This window comes from Verrucomicrobiota bacterium (assembly GCA_037139415.1).
Taxonomy (GTDB): domain Bacteria; phylum Verrucomicrobiota; class Verrucomicrobiia; order Limisphaerales; family Fontisphaeraceae; genus JBAXGN01.
In genome coordinates this window covers 1-20,988 of record JBAXGN010000149.1, presented here as the reverse complement: position 1 = coordinate 20,988, position 20,988 = coordinate 1, and the positions used below count along the sequence as shown (strand labels likewise).

The window sequence follows — 20,988 nt, the reverse complement described above, 5'->3', positions numbered from 1 at the left end:
TGAGGAAACATGGACCGCAAGGTTGCGTGCGCCTCAGTCCTACTCGACCAAAATCGGCTTCATTCCGCACTCTACACTCCGCACTCCGCATTTGAATTATTCTCCTCTGGGAGGTAAGGGGATGCAACTGTTTGAATCGGGATTGAATGCCGAACCACTCTGATTTAGGGTGAGCGCCCGATGACGATTGCGCCAAAGGCCGTGTTGCTGAGCCACCCCTCGCCGTGGGCGCGGGGTTGTCTCCGGGTGATCCTGTTGCTTGGTCTGATCGGCACTACCGCTTGCAAGCATGCGCAACCGGGCACCGCACACCCTGACGGCCCAAAGTTGAAACGGGTCAACCTGGAGCTGGAGGTGCCCGATCCGACTGCGCCATCGCTGCCTATGAGGGTTCATCGGGTAGTGCAATTCCGGGACCAGAATGCGTTTCCGGTGGGCTACGCCATGCCGCTCACGACGGATGTCTGTGCGGACAAGAATTGCCGGTTGCTGGAGGTGACCCTGTATTGGAATGCCGTGGGCAATTTCGATCGGCTGGAATATCCGAGGGGAAAACCGCTGACCAAAAAGGAGCATGTGCCCTTCACCGTGGATGATTATGCCAAGTTGAATCTGATCCTCAAAGACCAGGATTCCCTGCTGGCCAGGCAGTCCTTGGCGTCGCTGACCTCGCCCAAGGCCCTGACGAACGGCGTGGATGGGGTGACCGGCGCGACGCCGTCGGCCATGAAAGAGGCCGTCGTTGAAGGCGCGGCGTACACCACCTGGGTGCTGTGGCGTTGGGCCAATGGAGAGATTGTTTCCAAGCTATGCGACCTGACCGCCCAACGTTGCACGCCGCCGTGTCTCAAGTTTCTGCTGCATTCCAAGGACCAGCGCTGCGTGGGTTTTGCCCTGAATCAGATCATGCTTCAGCCGGCTGCGGGCGGGCAATACCTGGCGGATGCCCAGCATGTGCTGGAGACCGGCGACAGCCAATATATCGAGCTGGCGCTCCGCTACCTGGCCAGTGCGGCGCCTGACCGGAAGAATCTGCACGCCCGCCTCGTGGAGTCGTTTTACCGCATGCGCGACCTGAACAGCCCGATGATTTTGGATTATTTTGCCGCCGAGCGTGACTTGCCGCAAACCACGATGGAAACTCTCACCGCGCATCTGATCCAACTGCCTTACTTCCAGGTTCATTTGATCCTCCGATTGCTCGAACAAAACAATTTCTCCTCCCCAACGACGGAAGCCAATGTGGCCCTCCTGCTTGCCAAGGAGGATTTCTTTATCGCCCGACGCGCCTACGAGCATCTGCTGAAACAGAAGCTCGGCGTTGCAACGCAGGAAAAGGTCACCGCCTTTCGTGAACGTTACCGGGACCGTTTATAGGCAGCGGATCTATTCATCGCAGCAGGGTTCAGCCGATGAGAATGGCATGGTTGCGTACGGTTGTTCCGTGTCTGAATCTCCCATCGGAAGCCTTGAGGGAAACGCAGTTATCGGAAGAAGATCAGCCAGATCAGGACCAATACGGGCAGCATAAACGGCAAGGTGTACTTGAAGACGTAACCAATAAAGCCGGGGGTATGCACCTTTTGGTGATCGGCGATGGCTTTGACCATGAAATTCGGGCCGTTGCCGATGTAGGTGTTGGCACCAAAAAAGACCGAACCGGCGCTGATGGCGACGATGAACGCGTTCAAGTTCGCATTCCCGAGGAGGTAACAAATCTTAATTTCGTCCAAGGTGACCTGGCGGGTGGCCAAGTCGCCGGCGTGATACTGTTGCAGCGCCAGGAGGGTGTTGCGCAATCCCTCGGCGTGCGGCCCGGAAAACGCGGCCTGGGCGGGAATGCCAGTGGCTAGCAGCGTTTGCATTTGTTGGACGGCGTCGCCCGGCACGAATTTACCCAGCGCAGCGGATAGGAAACTCAGATAGGTGGGCGCGTTATCCAGAATGCTGGACAAGGTGCCACTGCCCCAAAAGAACAAGGCGACGCCCGGTTGGTTTAGCGTGGCGGCATTGTTCTCCAGCCAATCCAAGGCGGGCATCATCGTCGCAAAAATGCCGAGGAAGAGGATGGCCACCTCTTGGAGCGGGTGCCAGGTGAAGTGGTTCGCCTTATGAATAGGCTCTTTGGTGGTGAACCAGGAACCCAAGGCGGCAGCAATCATGATGCCCTCGCGCACAAATGGAGGATGGGAAATAAAGACGGCTCCCAGGATGGCTCCCAGGAATACCAGGTTCGCCAAGCCATCGAACCGCCAGTGGTCTCCGGGTTCCGCCAGGTGTTCGCGCACTGGCTTGGGCGCGCGTTGGTAATTGCGCCGATCCACGAAGTAAAACATGGCCAGCAAGGTGCCGACGCCCACGAGCCAGATCGCCCAGCAATGCGTGATCACCCAGAAAAAGGGAATTCCCTTCAGATACCCCAGGAATAAAGGGGGATCGCCAATCGGCGTCAGGCAACCACCCACATTGGCTACGATAAAGATGAAGAAGACAATGTGGTGGCTGGTGATCCGGTATTTGTTCATGCGGATCCATGGCCGGATCAGCAGCATGGAAGCGCCGGTGGTGCCCAGCAGGTTGGCGATGACCGCTCCGATCAGCAGGAAACGCACGTTTTCCCACGGTGTGGCTTCACCTTTGACGCTGATGTGAATACCGCCGGAGACGACGTAAAGCGAACCAATCAGGCAGATGAAACTAAAATATTCTTCCGCAGTGCCCAGCACTTTGGCATGGGCTGCCGACGGGAGAACACAGAGGTAATACCCAACGGTCACCAACCCAAGCGTGAATGCCACTTTGGCATAATGACGGCCCCACCATTCAGCAAATAACAACGGTGCCAGCGCAATAACCGCCAGCAACGTGCCGAATGGAAGGATCATCCACGGACTGGGCTCGTAGGCATGTACCATATTGAAGAGATATAACTAAACGCGATTATCGCGAATCGCAAGTTAATCCCAACGCCCAGTGGCCCATGATCCCGTGAACCAACCTATTTTCGGTCCTTGATGGGGACGTAATGGTTGAGGGTCTTGCCGGTGTAGATCTGGCGCGGACGGTAAATGCGGCTGTTGGGCTCTTCCATGATTTCCTGGAAGTTGGCAATCCAGCCCGGCATGCGCCCGATGGCAAAGATGACGGTGAACATTTCCAGCGGAATCCCAATGGCCCGCATGATGATGCCGCTGTAGAAATCCACATTGGGATACAGCTTGCGTTCAAGGAAATAGGAATCGTGCAACGCGGCTTCTTCAAGCCGTTTGGCGATGTCCAGCAACGGGTCATCAATCTTCAACGCTTTGAGCAACTGATCGCAACGTTCCTTGATGATTTTGGCGCGCGGATCGTAGTTCTTGTAAACCCGGTGGCCAAAGCCCATCAGGCGCTTGCCGCTGTTTTTCTTCTTGGCATCTTCGATGAACCGGCGGCCATCGTCCCCGGAACTTCGGATATCCTCCAACATCTCAATCACGGCCTGGTTGGCGCCGCCATGCAACGGTCCCCACAGCGAGCAGACGCCTGCCGCCGCGCTGGCAAACATGTTGGCGCGGCTGGAGGCTACGAAACGCACCGTTGCCGTCGAGCAGTTCTGTTCATGATCGGCATGGAGCAGGAAAATCAAGTCCAACGCCCGCACCACGTCCAGATGGCACGGATAATCCTCGTGCGGGTTGGAAAACATCATGTGCAGGAAGTTCGCCGTGTAACGATAGGATGGCTTCGGGTAAATGATCGGTAGCCCGAGGGACTTGCGATACGAAAACGCCGCAATGGTGCGAACCTGCGAGATGAGCCGCGCAGCCGTCAATTGAAAGGTCTTGGGATCATAGCTCTTCATCAGTTCCGGGTAGAAGCAACTCCCGGCGTTGATCATCGAGGAGAGGATGGCCATGGGGTGGGCGTTGGCCGGGAATCCCTCGAAGTGGAACTTCATGTCCTCGTGCAGCATTTCGTTCTGCGTCAGCAAGGCGGAGAACTTACGCAATTCAGCCTCGGTGGGCAGGTGGCCGAAGATGATCAAGTAGGCGGTTTCAACGAAGGTTGAATTCATGGCCAGTTCTTCGATGGGGATGCCCCGGTACTGTAAGATGCCCTTTTCACCGTCAATGAAGGTGATCTGGCTTTTACAGGAGCCGGTGTTGCCGTAGCCATCGTCCAGCGTGATATAGCCGCTTTGTGCGCGCAAGGCGCTGACATCAACAGCCGGTTCGTTTTCAGTGCCAACTACAATGGGAAGTTGGTAACTCTTATCCCCAATCGTCAAGGTTGCCGTATTGCTCATGCGTTTTTCTTTGATGTTTACTAATTCACTCAATTCACGCAACTTAATTAACACAAGTTTTCCACTTCACAAGTGAGTTTTTGAAAAATTTTATCCCGCCGGTTAAATCAAGGGATGGCGAGCCAGGGTTTCACCCCACCTTTTGCAGTCGTATCCGCCGGGAGACGGACCAGACCAGCACTCGCAAAGTACGTCTGCCAACGAGCGGTAACTAGTTCATTGGCATCATGCTTCCCTGTTTCAGGGTCCGAGTCACCTTGCCTCGCCGACTACGCAGTGAGGGCGTGGCACCTTTTTTGAATGGTTGCTCGACAAACCCCCGGCAGTTTGTTTTGCTGGCGGCCATTGATTATGCCTGAAACGAGCATTGAAGTAGGGCCATTGCTTGGCCTCTATTGCGGATTGGCGTTGTTGGCCTCCCTGGCTGGGGGATGGCTGCCCATGCTGTTTCGCCCCACCCATACCCGGCTCCAAGTGTCCACCAGCTTGGTGGCCGGTTTGATGCTGGGGGTCGGTCTGTTGCACATGTTGCCTCATGCCTGGTTTCACCTTAAATCCATTGACCGGGTCGCGATTTGGATGACGATTGGGTTCCTGATCATGTTCTTCATCCAGCGTTTCTTTCATTTTCATCATCATGACGTGCCGGATGAGGATCCGGAATCATGCGGAAACTCTTGTGCCTGTGGACATAACCATAACGAACCAGCATCGCCGACTTCCTCTCCCGTGCATCATCCTCATGACCACACCCTGGCGGATAAATCGGCTCGGCACCTTTCCTGGGTGGGGGCGGCATTCGGGCTATCTTTGCACACGATGATTGACGGGTTTGCGCTGGCCGCCGCCGTTCAGGCTGAAGCCGCTGCCGGGGCGCATGGAGTGTTTCTGGGGTTGGGAACGTTTCTGGTGGTGTTTTTGCACAAACCGTTTGATGCGCTGGCAGTTAGCACTCTGATGACCCTTCACCAAGAATCCAAAATATCCCGGCATTTGGTGAACGCGGGATTGGCGCTTTTAATTCCGGTGGGAGTGGCTGGGTTTTATCTCGGTGCCAGCATGCTGAGTGGCGAGTCGTCGGCGTTTATGGGGGCGGCACTGGCGTTTTCCGCTGGTACATTCCTTTGTATCGCTGCCAGCGATCTGCTGCCGGAATTGCAGTTTCACAGCCATGACCGGGTTAAACTTTCCGTGGCGATGCTGTTGGGGGTGGGTATATCCATGGCGATTGGCAACTTTGAGACGACCGGCCACGAGCACCTGCAAAAATCGGGGCAAGCTGGCCAGGAACAGTCTGGGCATGACCATGAGACTCCCGGCCATAAACATTAACGGTTTTCCGGACGTCACCTGGTCTTCTTCATCTCAAACGCCTTACCCGCCAATGCGTCTTTCACCGGTTGCCCCCAGAATGGGGTGGGAGCGTACTTCCAATCAAGGATCAGGCGCGGTTTGGCACTCGGGTGGAAACACCATGCCGTCCAGTTCAGCTTGTGCTGTTGGATGCAACCGATCAGGTCGGGATACCATGAGTCGGGATTTTCGTGGCGTTCTGGCGGGATAAACGGCATACGTTCCGGTTCACATCCGCATTCGCCCACGAGCAGGGGATATTTCTCCGCCACCGCCAGAAACTTGTTTTTCCAGTCACCTTTCCAGGAATACACATGCGTGGAATACATGATGCCATGGCCGCCATGGTCTTCGAGGGCGTACCCCTTCAAGATGCCGGATAAATCGTAAGCCCAGTCCAAGCCCCCGGCGGCAATGATGTTCTGGGCCCCGGACTCGCGGATGGCCTCCACTACTTTCTGCATGCCGGGTGATTGGAAGGTGATGGTCTTTTGCGCGTTTTCTGCCAGCACACCGTCGCCACCCTTGGCTTTTTCGGAAACGGTGCCCCCATTTTTCCATACCTCCCAAGTGATGCCGTGCGGTTCGTTCAATAGGTCGAAGATCACGGCGGGATTGTTCTTATAACGCGCCGCAGCGTCCCGCCAGAATTTGAGGGTACCTTCCGTGGGGGCACGGTATTGGTGTAAATCCAGCACCACATACGCACCGCGCGTGCTTGCAGCCTCAATGGCTTGATCCACCAACTCACGGTATGCCTTGCCATTGTCTGTCTGTCCGGCCAAGCCAAACCAGCGATCATCCTTGACCGGCAGGCGGATCACATTCGCTTTCCAGTTTTCGATGGCCTCGACGATGGAATTCAATACCCGCTCGCCGGTATTCGACCATTCGAGGCTGGGGACATTCACCCCTTGCAGCCACACTTCCTGGCCATCGGTGGTCTTCAGCCTGTTGCCTGATACTACCAACTCTTTCGGGGTAGCTTTGTTTCCGCGCACGGTGACCGGCGGCACCTCGCTATCCTTGACGGCAGCGGCAATCTGGGCGGTGGCATCGGGGTCGGTGAGCACTACCAGTTTAAAATCATCCAGATCAAAGGTGCCGGCAGCAGCCTGAAACAGCGTGGGCATGATCTCCAATTTGGCGGCACGTTCTGGTACGAGAAATTTGATTTTGCGTTCCACCCAATCCTTGGAGGTGCCGGTGAAATAGGGCACTTTGACGTTTGATTTAACGACTTTATTGGCGGCGTCTTTGAAATCCATCATAATGCGGGCATCGAACCAGGCTTGCACGCCCCGTTTCACGTTTACATACCGGGTGCGGAAACTGAATTCCATGGCCTGGTATTCCGGTTTAATGGGGATGGCTTGATGCAATAGGTACGATTTCCCCGGTTCCACCACCCGCAATCGCAAAAAATGATTCCCATTTTCATTTTCCCAAGTGGCTCCCTCGGGTTTACCCCAGTGGTCCGGCCAGTTCTTGCTCTTGGCATCGGCCTCCAGGGTGCCATTGGGAATGAGGTTGGCCGGGGTTTGCGCGTCCAAGCTGCCTGTCCACAGTATCATGATCAGCGTGAGCAATTCACCTGGCCGTGGTATTGCACTATGGATTTTTCCCGGGCACAGGCTGGCCGCGCCATTTATAAGATCTGGTAGCGATTGAATAAAATTAAATCGGTTCACAACGTAGGGATTACCTGTCCAGGTTCGCTCGCGCAAGGAGAAAGGGAGAACGGCTGGCATTCCGTCGTGAGCTTTCATAATATTTCATTTTACGCGGGAAAACGGCTTGCCATTGCGACGGGCTTGTGAAAAATTACGCCGACATAATAACTTTTGATTATGGCACACGTAAAATTACATATTCCGGGCCCGGTTGAGGTAAGCGAAAAGACCTTCAAGGCATTTTGCAGTCCAATGATCGGGCATCGCGGCCAGGGCTTCAAAGACCTGTACGCCGGCATGATGCCGAAGTTGCAAACGCTTCTGTACACCAAACAACTGGTGTATCTCAGCACGTCTTCCGCCTGGGGCGTGATGGAAGGTTCTATTCGCAATCTGGTGGCCAAGAAGGTGCTGAATTGCATGTGCGGTGCGTTCTCCGATAAATGGCTCGACGTGTCCAAGCGCTGCGGCAAGGAAGCCGAAGCCCTCCAGGTCCCATGGGGTTCGCCCATCCGTGCCGAAGACGTGGATAAGAAGCTGGCTACTGGTCAGTTCGACGCCCTCACGCTTATCCATAACGAAACCTCTACGGGTGTCATGAGTCCGGTGTATGAAATCGCCGCGCTTAAGAAAAAATACCCGGACGTGATGTTCATCGTGGACGCCGTCAGTTCCCTGACAGGCATCAAGCTGGAGTTTGACGCTCTGGGCATTGACGTATTGTTGGCCGGCACGCAAAAGGCGTTTGCCATGCCGCCTGGGTTGGCGGTGTTTGCGTGTTCTCCGGCGGCACTGGCCAAGGCTGCTACCATGAAGGATCGCGGCTATTATTTCGACTTCGTTGAGTTTCAGAAAAACGCCGAGCAGAGCATGACACCGAGCACTCCGAGCATCGGCCATGTGTATGCCCTGAATTCCAAGCTCGAGGATTTTTTTGCCGAAGGGTTGGAAAACCGTTATGCCCGCCATCTGAAGTTGGCCAACCTGACCCGCGACTGGGCGGCACGCAACGGTTTCACGCTGTTCCCAGAAAAAGGCTACGAATCCGTTACGCTCACCTGTGTGAACAACGGTGCCAAGCCCGGCGGTCGCGTCATGGATGTGGCGAAATTCCAGAAGGCGGTAAAGGATCAAGGGTTCTTGATTGACGGTGGTTACGGCAAGATCAAGGGCACCACCTTCCGCGTTTCCAACATGGGTGACGAGACCGAAGCGACCATGAACCAGTTGTACGCTGCGATGGATAACGCGCTCAAGCAGCAGGCATAATGATTTAGCGGCACGTTTGTCCGCAATACCGAAGGCCGCACTGTCAAGTGCGGTCTTTTTTTACGCTATGACTATTACCCAAAAAACCATTATCACCCTGATCGTTGCGGCATCCGCCGGGACGGCGCTTTATCAATTCCTCCAGTCCGGCCGTTTTGAGCGCGAGCTGGAGGCGATGAGCCAGCAGCAATCACCCCTTGCGCAGCAGGTGGAAACACTCAGGCAGGAACGTGAAAACTTGAAGTCGGAATTGCAGCGCACGCAGGGCCAGTTGGTGGAGGCGCGCAAAAAGGAATCCGAACTGATTCGTCTGCGGGGCCAATTCACCCAGATGCAGACCCAGGCGGACCGGGAAAAGCGAGGGCAGCAACTTCCGAAAACGCCCCAGGTTACAACCACGGAAGCCGCCCCCACGCCGCCTGTGCTGCAAACGCACTCGCTGAAAACCTTGGTGCGAATTCCCAATGGCCACACTATGGTCGCCGGGGGCTGGCAAAGCAGCGCGGGCAAACGCACCATAACTTTGATTACCCCGGTATCGCAAGCGGGCGAGCAGGGTGAACCGCAAATTGTTGTGCGTTCTGTGGTCGTTGAGGCAACCGATGCGGTGTGGCAACAGGTGGGACTCGGTGGCATCCAAACCGGAGCTGACCAGCAGGCTACCCCTAATTCCCTGACAGGGGAGCAAATGCAAACGCTGCTCCAGTCCCTGCAAAGCATGAAGGATGTGGATGTGTTGAGCGCGCCGACGGTGTCTACCATCAACGGGCGCGCAGCCGAGATATCCGTTGGGGGCGGCCAGCAACCGGGCGATACCAACGCGGCTCCCGGTATCAGGTTGAATTTGACGCCTTCGCTGACTGCGGATCGCACGGCAGTGGATCTGAATGTGGATATGCAGATTTCCACGCTGCATACCAACCAGTAAGCAAACTCGCGAGTGGGTTTCAGCAAGTTTATACCGCACAAAATCAAAGTGATACTTTGAGAATGCTCGGTATGGAACATTGCCACGCGAACCTGTTGAAGTCAGTTAATCCAACCGTTTTCGGAATTTGAGGGAGGCAAGCGCCAGCAGAGCGGTGCCCCACGCGGCGAGCGCCAGGGCTTGGGGCCAGAGTTCCTGCCAACCGGCGCCGCGCAGGAAGATGCCGCGCAGGGCTTCGAGGTAGTAACGCAGCGGAATGAGATAAGTGATGGTTTGGATGGCGGGCGGCATGTTGGCGATGGGAAAGGCAAAACCGGCCAGCAGCAGGAAGGGCATCATGACAAAGAAAGTCGAGACCAACATTGCTTGTTGCAAGGTTTTGACGAGGGTGGAGATGAACAGGCCCAGGCTGAGGGTGGTCAGCAGGAAGAGCAAGGTCATGCCGTAGAGGACGTGGTATTGCCCATGGAACGGCAAGCCAAACACCAAACGCAGCAATGGCAGGAACAGGGTGATTTCCACGATGCCAACCACGACGAACGGCAGCAGTTTGCCCAGGATCATTTCGAGGGGCCGCAACGGGGTGACGATGAGTTGTTCAAAGGTGCCTTCCTCGCGCTCTTTCACGAGGGCCATGCTGGTGACCATCATGGTGGTGATCATCAGCAATTGGCCGAGCAATGCTGGCAGCATGTAGAAGCGCGATTTGAGGGCGGGGTTGAACCAGACGCGGGTTTGCACGGCCACGCCCGGCAGCGGCAGGCCGCGTTGCGTTGCGGCGTCCAGGAACGCGAGCCGCACCTGGCCATCGGAAAATTGGCGTGCCGCTTTTTGCAGGTAGTTCAAGCCTTGGACGGCATAGTTGCTGTCGGCACCGTCAGCCAGCACCTGGACGCTGGCGGTTTGTTTGCGGGCGAGGTTGCGGCCAAAATCGGGTGGAATCACAAGGATCACGCCCGCTTTGCCCGCGACGAGCAGTTGGCCATCCTCACGCTCAGGCCCTGAAAGAGTGGTGATGTTGAAATAGCCTGAAGCGCCGACGGCGCGCACAAATTCGCGGCTGTGAAAGGAATGATCCTGATCGCGCACGGCGAGGGTGATGTTATTGACGTCGGTATCCACCGCCATGCCCAGCAGGAGCAATTGGATCAGGGGTGCCACGATCAGGATGCCAAAGAGCCGGTGGTCGCGCCGGAGTTGGGCGAGTTCCTTGATCAATAGACAGCGGATTCGGTGCATGGCAATCAGGTGGTGTTATTATCAGACCGAGCCATACAGGGCCTTTTTGGTTTTGCGCACGGCAATGAAGTTGAAGCCGACGCCAAGCAGGAACAGGGCGAGCAAGGACGGCCAGAGGGCCTGCCAATCCGCCCCCTTCAAAATGATCCCGCGCAAGGCAGTGACAAAGTGGCGCGGGATGACCAGGTAGGTCATTTTTTGCAGAAGCCAGGGCATGTTCTGGATCGGGAAAATGAGGCCGGACAGAATGAACGAGGGCAACAAGGAGGTGAGGGTGGCGAGTTGGAAGGCGACTTGTTGCGAGTTGGTGATGGCCGAGATCAACATGCCCAATCCCAAGGCGGCGAACAGGAAGAGCAGGGTGGTTGCCGTCATGAGCCAATACGAACCCACGATGTGGATGCCGAACAGGTAATAGCCCATGAGCAGGATCATGATCATGGTGATCAGGCAGATGACGACGTAGGGGAGGGTTTTGCCCAGGATCAGTTCATAGGGGCGGATGGGGGAGACCATGATTTGTTCCATGGTTTCGCGCTCCTTTTCGCGCACGATGGAAAGCGAGGTGGCAATGACCGCCGAAAGCATCATCAGCATGGCGATGATACCGGGGACGAGGAAATGCGCGCTATCCAGTTCAGGGTTGAACCAGAGGCGTGGTTCGGGAATGACCAGGGGCAGGGTGGGGGTGACACCGGCGCGCGCCAGGGCGGCAAATCGCACCTGCCGGGAGGCGCGGTCGGAAAGGATTTCAAAGTAGCCGCTGGTGGTGGAGGCGGACGTGGCGTCCGCACCGTCCACGAGCACCTGAAGCTGGGCGGTCTCACCGCGCGCCAGCGTTTGCGCATAACCTTTGGGGATGATGAGCACCGCGCGCACCGAACCGCGCAGCAGCAGGCCATCGGCATCGGCGGGACGTTGCAAGGAGGTTTTCCAAGTGAAGTAGGGATTACGAAACAGGCTGTCCAACAGCGCGCGACTCTCCTGGGTGCGATCCTGGTCAAGCACGCCGACCGGGATATGCTTGATATCAAAGGAGAGCGCGTAGCCGTATAGCATCAGGAGCAGCGCCGGCACCAGGATGAGCAGCCCCAACGAGAGCGGGTCCCGCCGGATCTGGCGGAATTCCTTTTTAAATATGGCGAGGAAACGACGCATGTGTTGGCCGGGCTAAATCATGAAGGTGTGTCGGTGGACGGTTGGTTTTGCTGAACCAGGCGGATAAACACATCTTCGAGGCGCACGGGTGACCGCTCGGCGGCGAGGGCTTCCACCCCGCGTTCCCGCAGCTTGGCCACCAGGCGCGGGGCATCCCAGACGCCCGGTTGGCAAAAGACATGCAGGCGCGGTCCAAACCAAGAGGAAGCGACCACCCCTTCCAGTGCGTCCACGCCCTCCTTGGCGCCATGGTGCGCGCCGAGGGAAACCTCGAACAAATCTTCCCGCACCGCTTTGCGTTTGATGGCGGAGGGGGTATTGAGCGCAATGAGCCGTCCGCTGCTGATGAAGCCGAGCCGCTGGCACAACTCTGCCTCATCCAGGAAATGCGTGGTGATGAGGATGGTGATGCCATTGGCGGCCATGTTCTGGATCAAATCCCAGAACAGGCGGCGGGAAATGGGGTCCACGCCGCTGGTGGGTTCGTCGAGGAATAAAATGGGCGGCTCGTGCAGAATGGCGCAGCCGAGGGAAAGCCGCTGCTGCAACGCACCAGATAAGGTGCCGGTAACTTGATTTTCCAGCCCGGTCAACCCGGCCATTCCGACCACCGTGGCGGCGCGGTCGCGCAACTTGGTTTTTCCCAGTCCGTACACACCGCCAAAGAACGCGAGGTTTTCGGCCACGGTGAGATCACGATAGAGACTGAACTTCTGGGACATGTAGCCGAGGTTTTCCCGCACGCGCTCGGGTTGGCGATTGATGTCGTAGCCGCCGACCGAGGCGGTGCCGGAGGTGGAGGATAGCAGCCCGCATAACATGCGGATGGTGGTGGATTTACCAGCGCCGTTTGGTCCCAGGAATCCAAAAATTTCACCGCGCCGCACCGTGAACGATACGCGGTCCACCGCTGTGAATTGGCTAAACCGTTTGGTCAATTCATGCACCTCGATGACGGGTGAGGTGGTGGCGGGGAGAGTCATGCGGTCGTTGGTGGTGGGTTAACGTAGGGTGGTATTCAAGCGACCGGCGGCATGATCCACCGCCGCCCGGGCGAGTTCCACATCGGCTCGCGCGGCAATGATCTCATATTGCGTATCGGTCAGTTGGGCATGGGCATCGAGCACGTCCGAATGGCGTGACAGTCCGCTCCGCCAGAGGTCGGAGGCGACCTCGAGGTTGCGGCGCGCGCTTTTTTCGGCCCGTTCCGCCACCACCAGACGCTGCCAGGCATCCTGGAGTTGAATGCGGGCTTGCCGCACTTCATAAGTGATGGCGTCTTCGGTTTGTTGGGCGCGCAGGCGGGCCTGCTCGGCCCGGGCGGCGGCTTCCGCGACCTTGGCTTTGGTGAGGCCCCAGTCAAATAGATTCCATGTTACGGATATCCCCACATACGCGTCATCCTGCCATTTATCCTGGGGTGGAATGTTCATCTGGTTGGGGCGCGACATTTCGTAACGGGCAATCATCGATACTTGGGGGCGGTTCTCGGCGCGTTGCACGTCTATCTGCGTTTCGGCGGCGCGAATTTCCCAGGTGTGCGCCTCCGGTTCATGGCGTTGGCGGCGCGCGGTTTCCAGTAATTCCGTTTCCCCGGGCAGCGTGGCATCACCACTGGCTTGGGCGGGTTGCGGCTGTTGTTTTTCCAGCAGAGGATGTCCGGTGAGGTAAGCGAGGCGGGCGGTTGCCAGTTGCACGCGCCGCCGGGATTCTTCCAGGCGCAATCGGGTGCGGTCTAACTGTACCTCGGTGGAGAGCGACTCGTTATCGGTGGCCAGTCCGGCGTCATGCAGGTTTTGCATGTCTTTGGCGTGCGCGGCCATGCGCTCCACTGCGGCTTGCAGTGATTCCATCATGAAATATGCCTTCGACCACGTCCAATAGGTGTTCAAGGCGTCCAGGGCCAGGTCGGCCTCCGCGCTGTGCCGTTCCTGCTCCGTGGCCTTCTTTTGATGGGTGGCCAATTCTCTAAGGCTCTTGAGCCGTCCGCCGGTGTACGCCGGTTGCGAGACGGTGAGGCCCGCGCCATAGCGGGATTCAACCGCTGGAATCGTCATTCGTGGTCCAAACTGACCATCCTCCAGTCCTTCATAGCGGGCAAAGCGGGCGTCGGTGCTAAGTTGCGGCAGGCCTTGTGCGCGGGCCTGATCGCCCCGTGCCTCGATGGCCCGCGTTTCGTATTGCAGGCTGCGGAGTTGGTGGCTGTGCGCCAGGGTTTGGCTGACGATCTCCTGGGGCGTGACCAGATTGGTCGTGGCGGCAGAGGCTGCGCGTGCAAACACGATGGCTAGGATTAACGGGAGTGCCCTTGGATGGAACATAAATGGCAGTTTACTAAAATCATCACCAGTTGTTTTCATGCGGCCTCCTCGTTCGTGGTTTGCTCACCCAGCAGGGCGATAAAGGCGTCTTCCAGAGTGGGTTCGGTTTCGGCAAATGTTACGGGACCGAGTTGCCGGGTTTCCAACCAGGCGGCGGTGGACTGCGCATCGCTTAGGCCGCCCGGTGCCCACAGGTGTAGGCTTTCGCCGTAGAGAACGAGGTGGTTGGGGGACCATCTGGCGCGTAGCGACTGATAAGCTCCGGCTGGATTGGGGCATTCTATGCGATAGATTTTACCGGGCATGGCGGCTTTGACCTCTGCCGGGGTGCCATGCATGAACGTCCGTCCGCGATGCATCAGGCTGATGCGGTGGCAACGCTCCGCTTCGTCCAGGTACGGTGTGGTCATCAGGATGGTCACCCCCTGTTGCAGGATATCTGTGAGGATGTTCCAAAATTCACCGCGCGAAACCGGGTCCACACCGGTGGAAGGTTCGTCCAGGAAAATAAGCTCTGGGGTATGGATCAGCGTGCAGGCCAGCGCCAGCTTTTTCTTCATACCGCCCGAGAGCGCCTGGGCCAGCCGTTTGCGGAATGGCGTCAGGCGCGTGAATGACAGCAACTCATCCCGCCGTTTCTTATAGTCCGGTACTCCATGCAAATCGGCGAAGAACTCGATGTTCTCATCCACGGTCAGATCGCCGTAGAGCGTGAAGTTTTGCGAGAGATAGCCGATGCGCGATTTGATGGCGTCGGCCTTGGTGGTCAGGTCGCAGCCCAGCACCTGGCCCGTCCCGCCGGTGGGATGCAGGATGCCGCAGAGCAGGCGGATGGCCGTGCTTTTGCCCGCGCCATCAGGCCCCACCAGCCCGAACATCTCGCCGCGTTTGACGGACAGGTCCAAGCCTTGCACCGCTTGCACTGCGCCAAAGGCGCGTGCCAGACCGCGAGTCTCAATCGCGATGGATGGTTCGTTTGTGTTCATTGCGCAGTCGCCATGCTTCGATAAATCTCCTAGTCCAAGAACCCATCCGCAGGCATGCCGGGTTTGAAAACGCCTTCCGGATTCGGTAGGGTGATTTTGACACGATACACCAGTTTGGCGCGTTCATCCGGGGTCTGGGCGTTGCGCGGGGTGAATTCGGCCTCGGGCGAGACAAAGGTGATGGTGCCTTTGTATTCCCGCGCCTCGCCATCAATCTTCACGCGAGCGGAATGGCCCAGCTTGACTTTGCCCAAGCGCGTTTCGGGGATATACACGGAGAGCCAGACTTCATCCAATCGCGACAGGGTGATTAGCGTGGTTCCGGCGCCGACGACTTCTCCATCCTCCCGGCTGCGGGTGGTGACGATCCCATCCATGGGGGCAAACACAGTGCAATCGCTGATGTTTTTCTCCACCTGCGCCAGGCGGGTTTTAGCCAGGTCCACCTGGGTTTGGGCGACGCGGATTTCCTCCTGGCGGTTACCGTTCACCAGGCGTTGCACGTTTTGTTCCGCGACCGCTACGGCGGCGGCGGTGCGGTCCACGAAGGTCTGTGCGTCATCCAATTGTTTTTGCGTGGCGCTTTTGCGTTCGTACACCGGCTTGAGGCGTTCCAGATCGGTCACGGCTCCCTTGGCGATCACCTGGGCCTCGCGCACCTGTTCGCGCGCGCGCTGGATGTCGTCCGCGCGGGAACCGGCCAGCAGCAAGTCCAGTTGCGCCTGGGCTTGGGCGATGACGGCCCGCGCCTCGTCGCGTTTTAGCACAAAATCCGACGTGTCAATTTGGGCGACCAGGTCGCCTTTCTTGAGCCTCGCGCCTTCGCGGGGCGGCAGTTGGAGCAAGCGGCCTCCCACTTGGGGGGCCACTTGGACCTGCGTGCATTCAATGGTGCCGGAACCATCTGCTTGAATGCCCTTCGGCTCGCAACCCGCGAGAAATAGCGCCAGAGCGCACAAGCAGAGCAGGGGAAGAAAGGTAGTTGTCGCGTGGTGCGCAGTGGAGCTTCCTGTCCTGCCAAATCCGAAGTCCGAAAGCCCGAAGTCCGAAAGAAATCCGAAACCCGAAGTCCGAAGCGGTTGCTGATATTCACGTTGCTCCCGTGTTTCCGAGAAGCCACAACCTGCCTTATGATTCGCTTGCATAGGTTTACTTTAGTGTCGTTTTGTGCTTGGTCTTCGCATTCGCTGCCAGCCCATCACAGAACAGGCCGATGATCTGTTGCCGATGTTCCTCCAAGGAGGGGATTTTCACCGGTAGCACGGCCGGGTTCACGTGACTGACCGCGTCGCTCATAAACAGGGTGAAAACGCAACTACCCAACAGGCTCCACCAGATTTGCAGCGGGTTGGCCGGTTTGATTTGTCCCAACGTCATGCCTTCCTGTAAAATTTCCAGTGGCACCAGTCGCACTTTGGTGACGGTGTCCTGTAACACTTGGCCCAGCACCTCGCCGTAAAGGGCATGCACGATGCCCATCAGGCGCATCCGGTTCGGGTGCGCACTGTAATAATCCATGATGCAATTCACCAGGTAGCCGAGGCGTTCGTGGGCGTTGGCAAACGGGCGCAACCCGGTTTGGAGCTGTTCCAGCATGCCCAGCACAACCGAGCGCACCGCTTCGCGAAACAGCATGTCCTTGTTTTCAAAGTAATAGTAGATCAGGGCGCTGTTGACGCCGGCGGCTTGGGCGACGAGGCGGATGGAAGCGCCTTTGCGGCCTTTTTCGGCAAAGACCGGGATGGCGGCTTCGAGGATGTTAGCCCGTTGTTCTGAGTCAGAGCGTGGCTTTTTAACGTATGATTTAACCATTCAATTTAAACGTTTGATTAAAAATAATGGCAAGCCCGCCATTTGTCAAATGACTTCGGCAAAAACCTTGGTGCAAGACCACCAGACAACCCATGGCTGAACAGAAGGACCAGCACCAGACGGCAATTTCACCGGCAAAGGGTGAAACCTTCGCCATTATTTTTTCGTTGGGAATATGAGGTGATACTTGGTACGTTGTCCCTCGTTGATTCAATGAATATAAAAATTTTACTCGTCGCCGCGCTGGTAGCCAGCTCGTTACATGCTGAAAACTGGCCGTGCTGGCGCGGACCGCGTCTGGATGGGACCAGCCTTGAAACCAAGGTGCCCACCCAATGGGATACCAACCAGAATATCCTATGGAAAACCGCGTTGCCCGGCATGGGCCACGCCTCGCCCATCGTGTATGGTGATCGCCTTTTCACGGTAACCGCGCTGCCCGAGGCGAATGAACGGTGCTTGCTCTGTCTGGACCGTCGGGATGGCAAGATTCTCTGGCAAACCGTGGCGTTGACGAGCTCGCTAGAGGTCATGCACAAACTGAACAGCCCGGCCTCAAGCACTCCGGCAACGGATGGGCAACGGGTGTTCACTGCCTTTCTGGATGGCAAGGAGATGGTGGTGGCAGCGTATGATTTTAACGGCAAACAGCAATGGCTGGTTCGACCGGGAGCGTTTTCCAGCAAGCACGGTTTTTGCAGTTCACCGATTGTTTATCAGGATAAGGTGATTGTGAATGGCGATCACGATGGCGATGGTTACATGGTCGCCCTGGATCGGCAGTCGGGCAAACAACTCTGGAAAATTGACCGCCCCAACAAAACCCGGAGTTATGTCGTGCCCGCCATTTATGACATCGGCGGCCGGACACAAATGGTGCTGTCGGGAACCAAATGTGTCACCAGTTATAATCCCCAGGATGGTTCGTTGTTTTGGATCATTGACGGTCCCACCGAGCAGTTTGTGGCCTCAATGGTCTATGGCAAAAAGGCGGATTTGATGTTCATTACCGGTGGCTTTCCGGATCATCATATTCTGGCGATTGACCCGCATGGCAATGGCAATGTCACCCAAACTCACATTCGCTGGCGCACCAATAAAGGCGTGGCCTATGTGCCTTCGCCCATCGTTGAAGGGGATTATTTCCTGGTGGTGTCGGATGGCGGCGTGGCGCATTGTTTTGAGGCGGCCACCGGGGAGTTGCTGTGGCAGGAACGCACTGGTGAGCAGCACGCGTCGTTGGTTTCAGCCAATGGCTTGGTCTATTTCCTGAATGATTTGGGCATTACTCGGGTCATCAAGCCCGGTCGGGAATGCCAGATCTTGGCGACCAATGATCTGGGTGAAAAATGTTTTGCTTCGCCGGCCATCAGCGATGGGCAGATGTTCATTCGCGGCTTCAAGAACCTGTACTGCATTGGCACAGCCGGGAAGAAGTAGGGTCGCTGGGAATTCCGCTGCCCGCCAAAGGAGCGATGCCATCCCGGACTTACGCGATGCTAATGCGGTGTAACGCTGTGGCCACCGTGGGGATTTGCGCATCCGTCAGCGTGCGCATGTCCAGGCAAACGCAGTCATCTTCGATCCGGCCAAACACGCAGGCGGGGTCCATCCGCAAACGTTGCGCCAGGTCCGCTGTCTTGAGGCCCGGCGCGGCAACCGTCACCAGGCAACTGGGAAGCGCTTCGGTCGGCAATGAACCGCTGCCCAGATACGCCACGCCATCCTTGATACTGGTAGCCACTTTGGGAGCGGTCGTGGCGATGGCTTCGCATAAATCCCGGGCGCGTTGTTCCAGTTGCGCCTTGGGGGTGCAAATCATGCGGTAGGTGGGGTGGGTCTGCCGCAACTTTTCTGGATTGCGGAATAATTGCAGCGTGCGTTCCAACACCAGCAGGCAGGTTTTGTCCACGCGCAGGGCGCGCATGAGCGGATGTTTGCGCAGGCGCTCGATCAAATCTTTGCGGCCCACCACCACGCCAGCCTGGCTGGCGCCAATCAGTTTATCCCCGCTGAACAGCACCAAGTCCGCGCCCGCCGCAATGGATTCGCGCCCGGTTGGCTCGTGCGGCAGCCCAAACTGCTCCAGGTCCAGCAACGCCCCGGCGCCCAGATCGTCAATCATCAGAATACCCCGTTCGTGCGCCAGTTCGGTAAGTTTACGCAGGGAAGGTTCGCTGGTGAAACCCACAATGCGATAGTTGCTGGGGTGTACCCGCATGAGCGCGGCGGTGTCCGGGGTGATGGCATTCCGGTAATCTTTGAGGTGAGTCCGGTTGGTGGCACCGACTTCCTTCAGAATGGCCTGGCTTTGCGCCATGACTTCCGGCAGGCGGAACGAGCCGCCGATTTCGATCAGTTGCCCGCGTGAAACAATCACTTCCCGCCGGGTTGCCAAAGCCGCCAGCACCAGCATGGTGGCGGCGGCATTATTGTTCACCACCGTGGCCGCCTCGGCCCCGGTTAATTCAGTCAGCAGGTATTCTACCAGTTCGTCCCGTTCCACGCGCTCGCCGGTTTCTGGGTCCACCGCCAGCGTGGTGAAACCCTTCAGTTCGCCTTGCATGGAGTCCACCACGCATTCCGGGAACACTGCCCGGCCCAGGCCGGTGTGCAGAATGATGCCGGTGGCGTTGATGGCCTCGCGCAGGTGTGGTGTGGTGGCCTGCTTTAGCAAGGCCCCGGCGCGCTCCAAGACAGATTCCGCCGTGACGTGCTGCGCGCCGCAATGTCCGGCCGTGTCTGCCAGCACCTGTTGGCGCAATTGCGCGACGGCCCGCCGCAGGCATTCGGTGACCAAGGGCGCGGGCTGGCGCAGCAGCCAGTCGGCAACCACTGGACTTTTCAGCAATTCCGTGATGGACGGTATCCGCTTTAATAATTCCTGTTTATGGTCTGATGGCATACGCGTTATGGTGGTGAGTATGCGGCAAGTCCAACGGCGGGTCAATTTCCGTATCGCCGGGATTTTCGGCTTGGGTTGCTGCCAGGGCGAGGGGCGGAAGATGGCCTGTGGATCGCGACCAGGTCTCCCATGCGATCACGTGGACTGGCAAAAATAACGTAAATTGTATTTGCGTTCTATCTGGCTGTTTGCTAATACCTCGCCCCGAACAACCACTGTCAACCCAGTGAACAACGACAAACAACAACGAAAGTCATTTCGGCAACGGTATTGCGAATTTTCGGGGCATCCCCCTGAAGAGTTCGAGCGGCGAGTACTGTTGTCCAATCTCTTCTGGCATGCAGGCATCATTGGCTACCTTTTTTGGAGGGTTGACCCCCGTTATTTCGCGGACGATACCGAGCTGTTGGGATTCCTTGCCGTGACGCAGGACTATGATGAATTCAAACGCGAGGTAGCCAATCACCGCTTCGAGTATCCGCCGAAAGGGATTTTAAGAGGGTGGTTCCGTATCCGGCTTTCTGGGCGCCGGTTGTTGAAGTTGGCCGCGCAACTTTTTCCCATGGATGCTTCGCCGTCACCCCGGGAGTTGGAAGATACCACTCAGATCACCAAACGGTGATGTCCTGTTTGCGGAGTCACGTTTGATCGCTTGAAGTTGAGTTGCTACTGCCGCCGTCTCGCCAATTTTTCTCCACCAGGATGCTTATGACGAACCGGGGGATTTTTCCGATCGGGGTAGTTTGCGCTCAAGCCGGGTGTCTTCAAAGGAGGCGGGGTCTTCCAGCGCCTCCAAGTGCGTGAATACAATGGCGGCGGGGAGTTGCTCGTCAATATCGGTTTCAATACGTTCGCACAATCGGTGACCATTCATCACCGACCAATCTCCTGGGACAAGAATATGCACGGAAACAAAGCGCTTCTGGCCGGCCTGCCGCGTGCGCAAGGCGTGATATTGAACGTCCTGACTTTCATATTTCTTGAGAATGGCCCGTACCAAGGCTCAGAACACCGCATCTGCCAGATTTAGCTTGATACCAATTTGAACACCAGGCG

Annotated in this window: 17 protein-coding genes; 5 read left to right on the top strand and 12 right to left on the bottom strand. The window is 57.2% G+C overall.

What is annotated here, in order from left to right; genetic code table 11:
- Positions 1-180: 180 nt before the first annotated feature.
- Positions 181-1,377: a hypothetical protein gene (locus WCO56_21805; GenBank protein MEI7732226.1), complete on the top strand. Its 1,197-nt coding sequence runs from the start codon at positions 181-183 to the stop codon at positions 1,375-1,377.
- 107 nt (positions 1,378-1,484) lie between these two features.
- On the opposite strand, the gene WCO56_21800 is transcribed toward WCO56_21805, so the two are convergent.
- Both WCO56_21800 and WCO56_21795 read right to left on the bottom strand, forming a co-directional pair.
- Positions 1,485-2,915 (bottom strand): sodium:proton antiporter, encoded by a 1,431-nt coding sequence (locus tag WCO56_21800; GenBank protein ID MEI7732225.1) that lies wholly within the window; start codon positions 2,913-2,915, stop codon positions 1,485-1,487.
- Between the two features lie 83 nt (positions 2,916-2,998).
- Positions 2,999-4,288, bottom strand: a complete 1,290-nt coding sequence (locus tag WCO56_21795; protein MEI7732224.1) for a citrate synthase — start codon at positions 4,286-4,288, stop codon at positions 2,999-3,001.
- 351 nt (positions 4,289-4,639) lie between these two features.
- Here WCO56_21795 and WCO56_21790 point away from each other — a divergent pair, with 351 nt between their 5' ends.
- Complete coding sequence (locus tag WCO56_21790) at positions 4,640-5,620, top strand: ZIP family metal transporter (protein ID MEI7732223.1); 981 nt, start codon at positions 4,640-4,642, stop codon at positions 5,618-5,620.
- 14 nt (positions 5,621-5,634) lie between these two features.
- Here WCO56_21790 and WCO56_21785 read toward each other — a convergent pair whose 3' ends face one another.
- A complete protein-coding gene (locus WCO56_21785; protein ID MEI7732222.1) occupies positions 5,635-7,215 on the bottom strand; it encodes a glycoside hydrolase family 5 protein in 1,581 nt (526 codons plus the stop codon).
- A gap of 276 nt (positions 7,216-7,491) precedes the next feature.
- Here WCO56_21785 and WCO56_21780 point away from each other — a divergent pair, with 276 nt between their 5' ends.
- Together WCO56_21780 and WCO56_21775 are read left to right on the top strand one after the other, a co-directional pair.
- Positions 7,492-8,583 (top strand): alanine--glyoxylate aminotransferase family protein, encoded by a 1,092-nt coding sequence (locus tag WCO56_21780; GenBank protein MEI7732221.1) that lies wholly within the window; start codon positions 7,492-7,494, stop codon positions 8,581-8,583.
- A 67-nt stretch (positions 8,584-8,650) separates the two neighbouring features.
- Positions 8,651-9,511 carry a hypothetical protein gene (locus WCO56_21775; protein MEI7732220.1) on the top strand — a complete coding sequence of 287 codons (861 nt, stop codon included), beginning with the start codon at positions 8,651-8,653 and terminating at the stop codon, positions 9,509-9,511.
- Between the two features lie 105 nt (positions 9,512-9,616).
- On the opposite strand, the gene WCO56_21770 is transcribed toward WCO56_21775, so the two are convergent.
- From WCO56_21770 to WCO56_21740, 7 genes are all read right to left on the bottom strand, one after another.
- Entirely contained in the window at positions 9,617-10,750 is a 1,134-nt protein-coding gene (locus WCO56_21770) for an ABC transporter permease (GenBank protein MEI7732219.1), read from the bottom strand.
- A gap of 21 nt (positions 10,751-10,771) precedes the next feature.
- Positions 10,772-11,908: an ABC transporter permease gene (locus WCO56_21765; GenBank protein ID MEI7732218.1), complete on the bottom strand. Its 1,137-nt coding sequence runs from the start codon at positions 11,906-11,908 to the stop codon at positions 10,772-10,774.
- Positions 11,909-11,925: 17 nt separating this feature from the next.
- Positions 11,926-12,891, bottom strand: a complete 966-nt coding sequence (locus WCO56_21760) for an ABC transporter ATP-binding protein (protein ID MEI7732217.1) — start codon at positions 12,889-12,891, stop codon at positions 11,926-11,928.
- 18 nt (positions 12,892-12,909) lie between these two features.
- Positions 12,910-14,190 carry a TolC family protein gene (locus WCO56_21755; protein MEI7732216.1) on the bottom strand — a complete coding sequence of 427 codons (1,281 nt, stop codon included), beginning with the start codon at positions 14,188-14,190 and terminating at the stop codon, positions 12,910-12,912.
- A gap of 74 nt (positions 14,191-14,264) precedes the next feature.
- Complete coding sequence (locus WCO56_21750; protein MEI7732215.1) at positions 14,265-15,215, bottom strand: ABC transporter ATP-binding protein; 951 nt, start codon at positions 15,213-15,215, stop codon at positions 14,265-14,267.
- A 29-nt stretch (positions 15,216-15,244) separates the two neighbouring features.
- Positions 15,245-16,360, bottom strand: a complete 1,116-nt coding sequence (locus WCO56_21745) for an efflux RND transporter periplasmic adaptor subunit (protein MEI7732214.1) — start codon at positions 16,358-16,360, stop codon at positions 15,245-15,247.
- 4 nt (positions 16,361-16,364) lie between these two features.
- Positions 16,365-17,027 (bottom strand): TetR/AcrR family transcriptional regulator, encoded by a 663-nt coding sequence (locus WCO56_21740; GenBank protein MEI7732213.1) that lies wholly within the window; start codon positions 17,025-17,027, stop codon positions 16,365-16,367.
- A gap of 213 nt (positions 17,028-17,240) precedes the next feature.
- Here WCO56_21740 and WCO56_21735 point away from each other — a divergent pair, with 213 nt between their 5' ends.
- Positions 17,241-18,467 carry a PQQ-binding-like beta-propeller repeat protein gene (locus tag WCO56_21735; GenBank protein MEI7732212.1) on the top strand — a complete coding sequence of 409 codons (1,227 nt, stop codon included), beginning with the start codon at positions 17,241-17,243 and terminating at the stop codon, positions 18,465-18,467.
- Between the two features lie 49 nt (positions 18,468-18,516).
- On the opposite strand, the gene selA is transcribed toward WCO56_21735, so the two are convergent.
- Positions 18,517-19,932, bottom strand: coding sequence for an L-seryl-tRNA(Sec) selenium transferase (selA, locus tag WCO56_21730; protein ID MEI7732211.1), 1,416 nt, complete (start codon positions 19,930-19,932; stop codon positions 18,517-18,519).
- A 706-nt stretch (positions 19,933-20,638) separates the two neighbouring features.
- On the bottom strand, positions 20,639-20,932 hold the full coding sequence (locus tag WCO56_21725; GenBank protein MEI7732210.1) for a cation transporter dimerization domain-containing protein: 294 nt from the start codon (positions 20,930-20,932) through the stop codon (positions 20,639-20,641).
- Positions 20,933-20,988 lie beyond the last annotated feature (56 nt).

Excerpts from the sequence above, each read along its gene's own strand:
- WCO56_21765 (MEI7732218.1), bottom strand. The coding sequence starts at position 11,908 with ATGCGTCGTTTCCTCGCCATATTTAAAAAGGAATTCCGCCAGATCCGG.
- WCO56_21805 (MEI7732226.1), top strand. The coding sequence starts at position 181 with ATGACGATTGCGCCAAAGGCCGTGTTGCTGAGCCACCCCTCGCCGTGG.
- WCO56_21785 (MEI7732222.1), bottom strand. The coding sequence starts at position 7,215 with ATGATACTGTGGACAGGCAGCTTGGACGCGCAAACCCCGGCCAACCTC.
- WCO56_21745 (MEI7732214.1), bottom strand. The coding sequence starts at position 16,360 with ATGCAAGCGAATCATAAGGCAGGTTGTGGCTTCTCGGAAACACGGGAG.
- WCO56_21795 (MEI7732224.1), bottom strand. The coding sequence starts at position 4,288 with ATGAGCAATACGGCAACCTTGACGATTGGGGATAAGAGTTACCAACTT.
- WCO56_21760 (MEI7732217.1), bottom strand. The coding sequence starts at position 12,891 with ATGACTCTCCCCGCCACCACCTCACCCGTCATCGAGGTGCATGAATTG.
- WCO56_21790 (MEI7732223.1), top strand. The coding sequence starts at position 4,640 with ATGCCTGAAACGAGCATTGAAGTAGGGCCATTGCTTGGCCTCTATTGC.
- WCO56_21735 (MEI7732212.1), top strand. The coding sequence starts at position 17,241 with ATGAATATAAAAATTTTACTCGTCGCCGCGCTGGTAGCCAGCTCGTTA.
- WCO56_21740 (MEI7732213.1), bottom strand. The coding sequence starts at position 17,027 with ATGGTTAAATCATACGTTAAAAAGCCACGCTCTGACTCAGAACAACGG.
- WCO56_21780 (MEI7732221.1), top strand. The coding sequence starts at position 7,492 with ATGGCACACGTAAAATTACATATTCCGGGCCCGGTTGAGGTAAGCGAA.
- WCO56_21770 (MEI7732219.1), bottom strand. The coding sequence starts at position 10,750 with ATGCACCGAATCCGCTGTCTATTGATCAAGGAACTCGCCCAACTCCGG.
- WCO56_21800 (MEI7732225.1), bottom strand. The coding sequence starts at position 2,915 with ATGGTACATGCCTACGAGCCCAGTCCGTGGATGATCCTTCCATTCGGC.
- selA (MEI7732211.1), bottom strand. The coding sequence starts at position 19,932 with ATGCCATCAGACCATAAACAGGAATTATTAAAGCGGATACCGTCCATC.
- WCO56_21750 (MEI7732215.1), bottom strand. The coding sequence starts at position 15,215 with ATGAACACAAACGAACCATCCATCGCGATTGAGACTCGCGGTCTGGCA.
- WCO56_21775 (MEI7732220.1), top strand. The coding sequence starts at position 8,651 with ATGACTATTACCCAAAAAACCATTATCACCCTGATCGTTGCGGCATCC.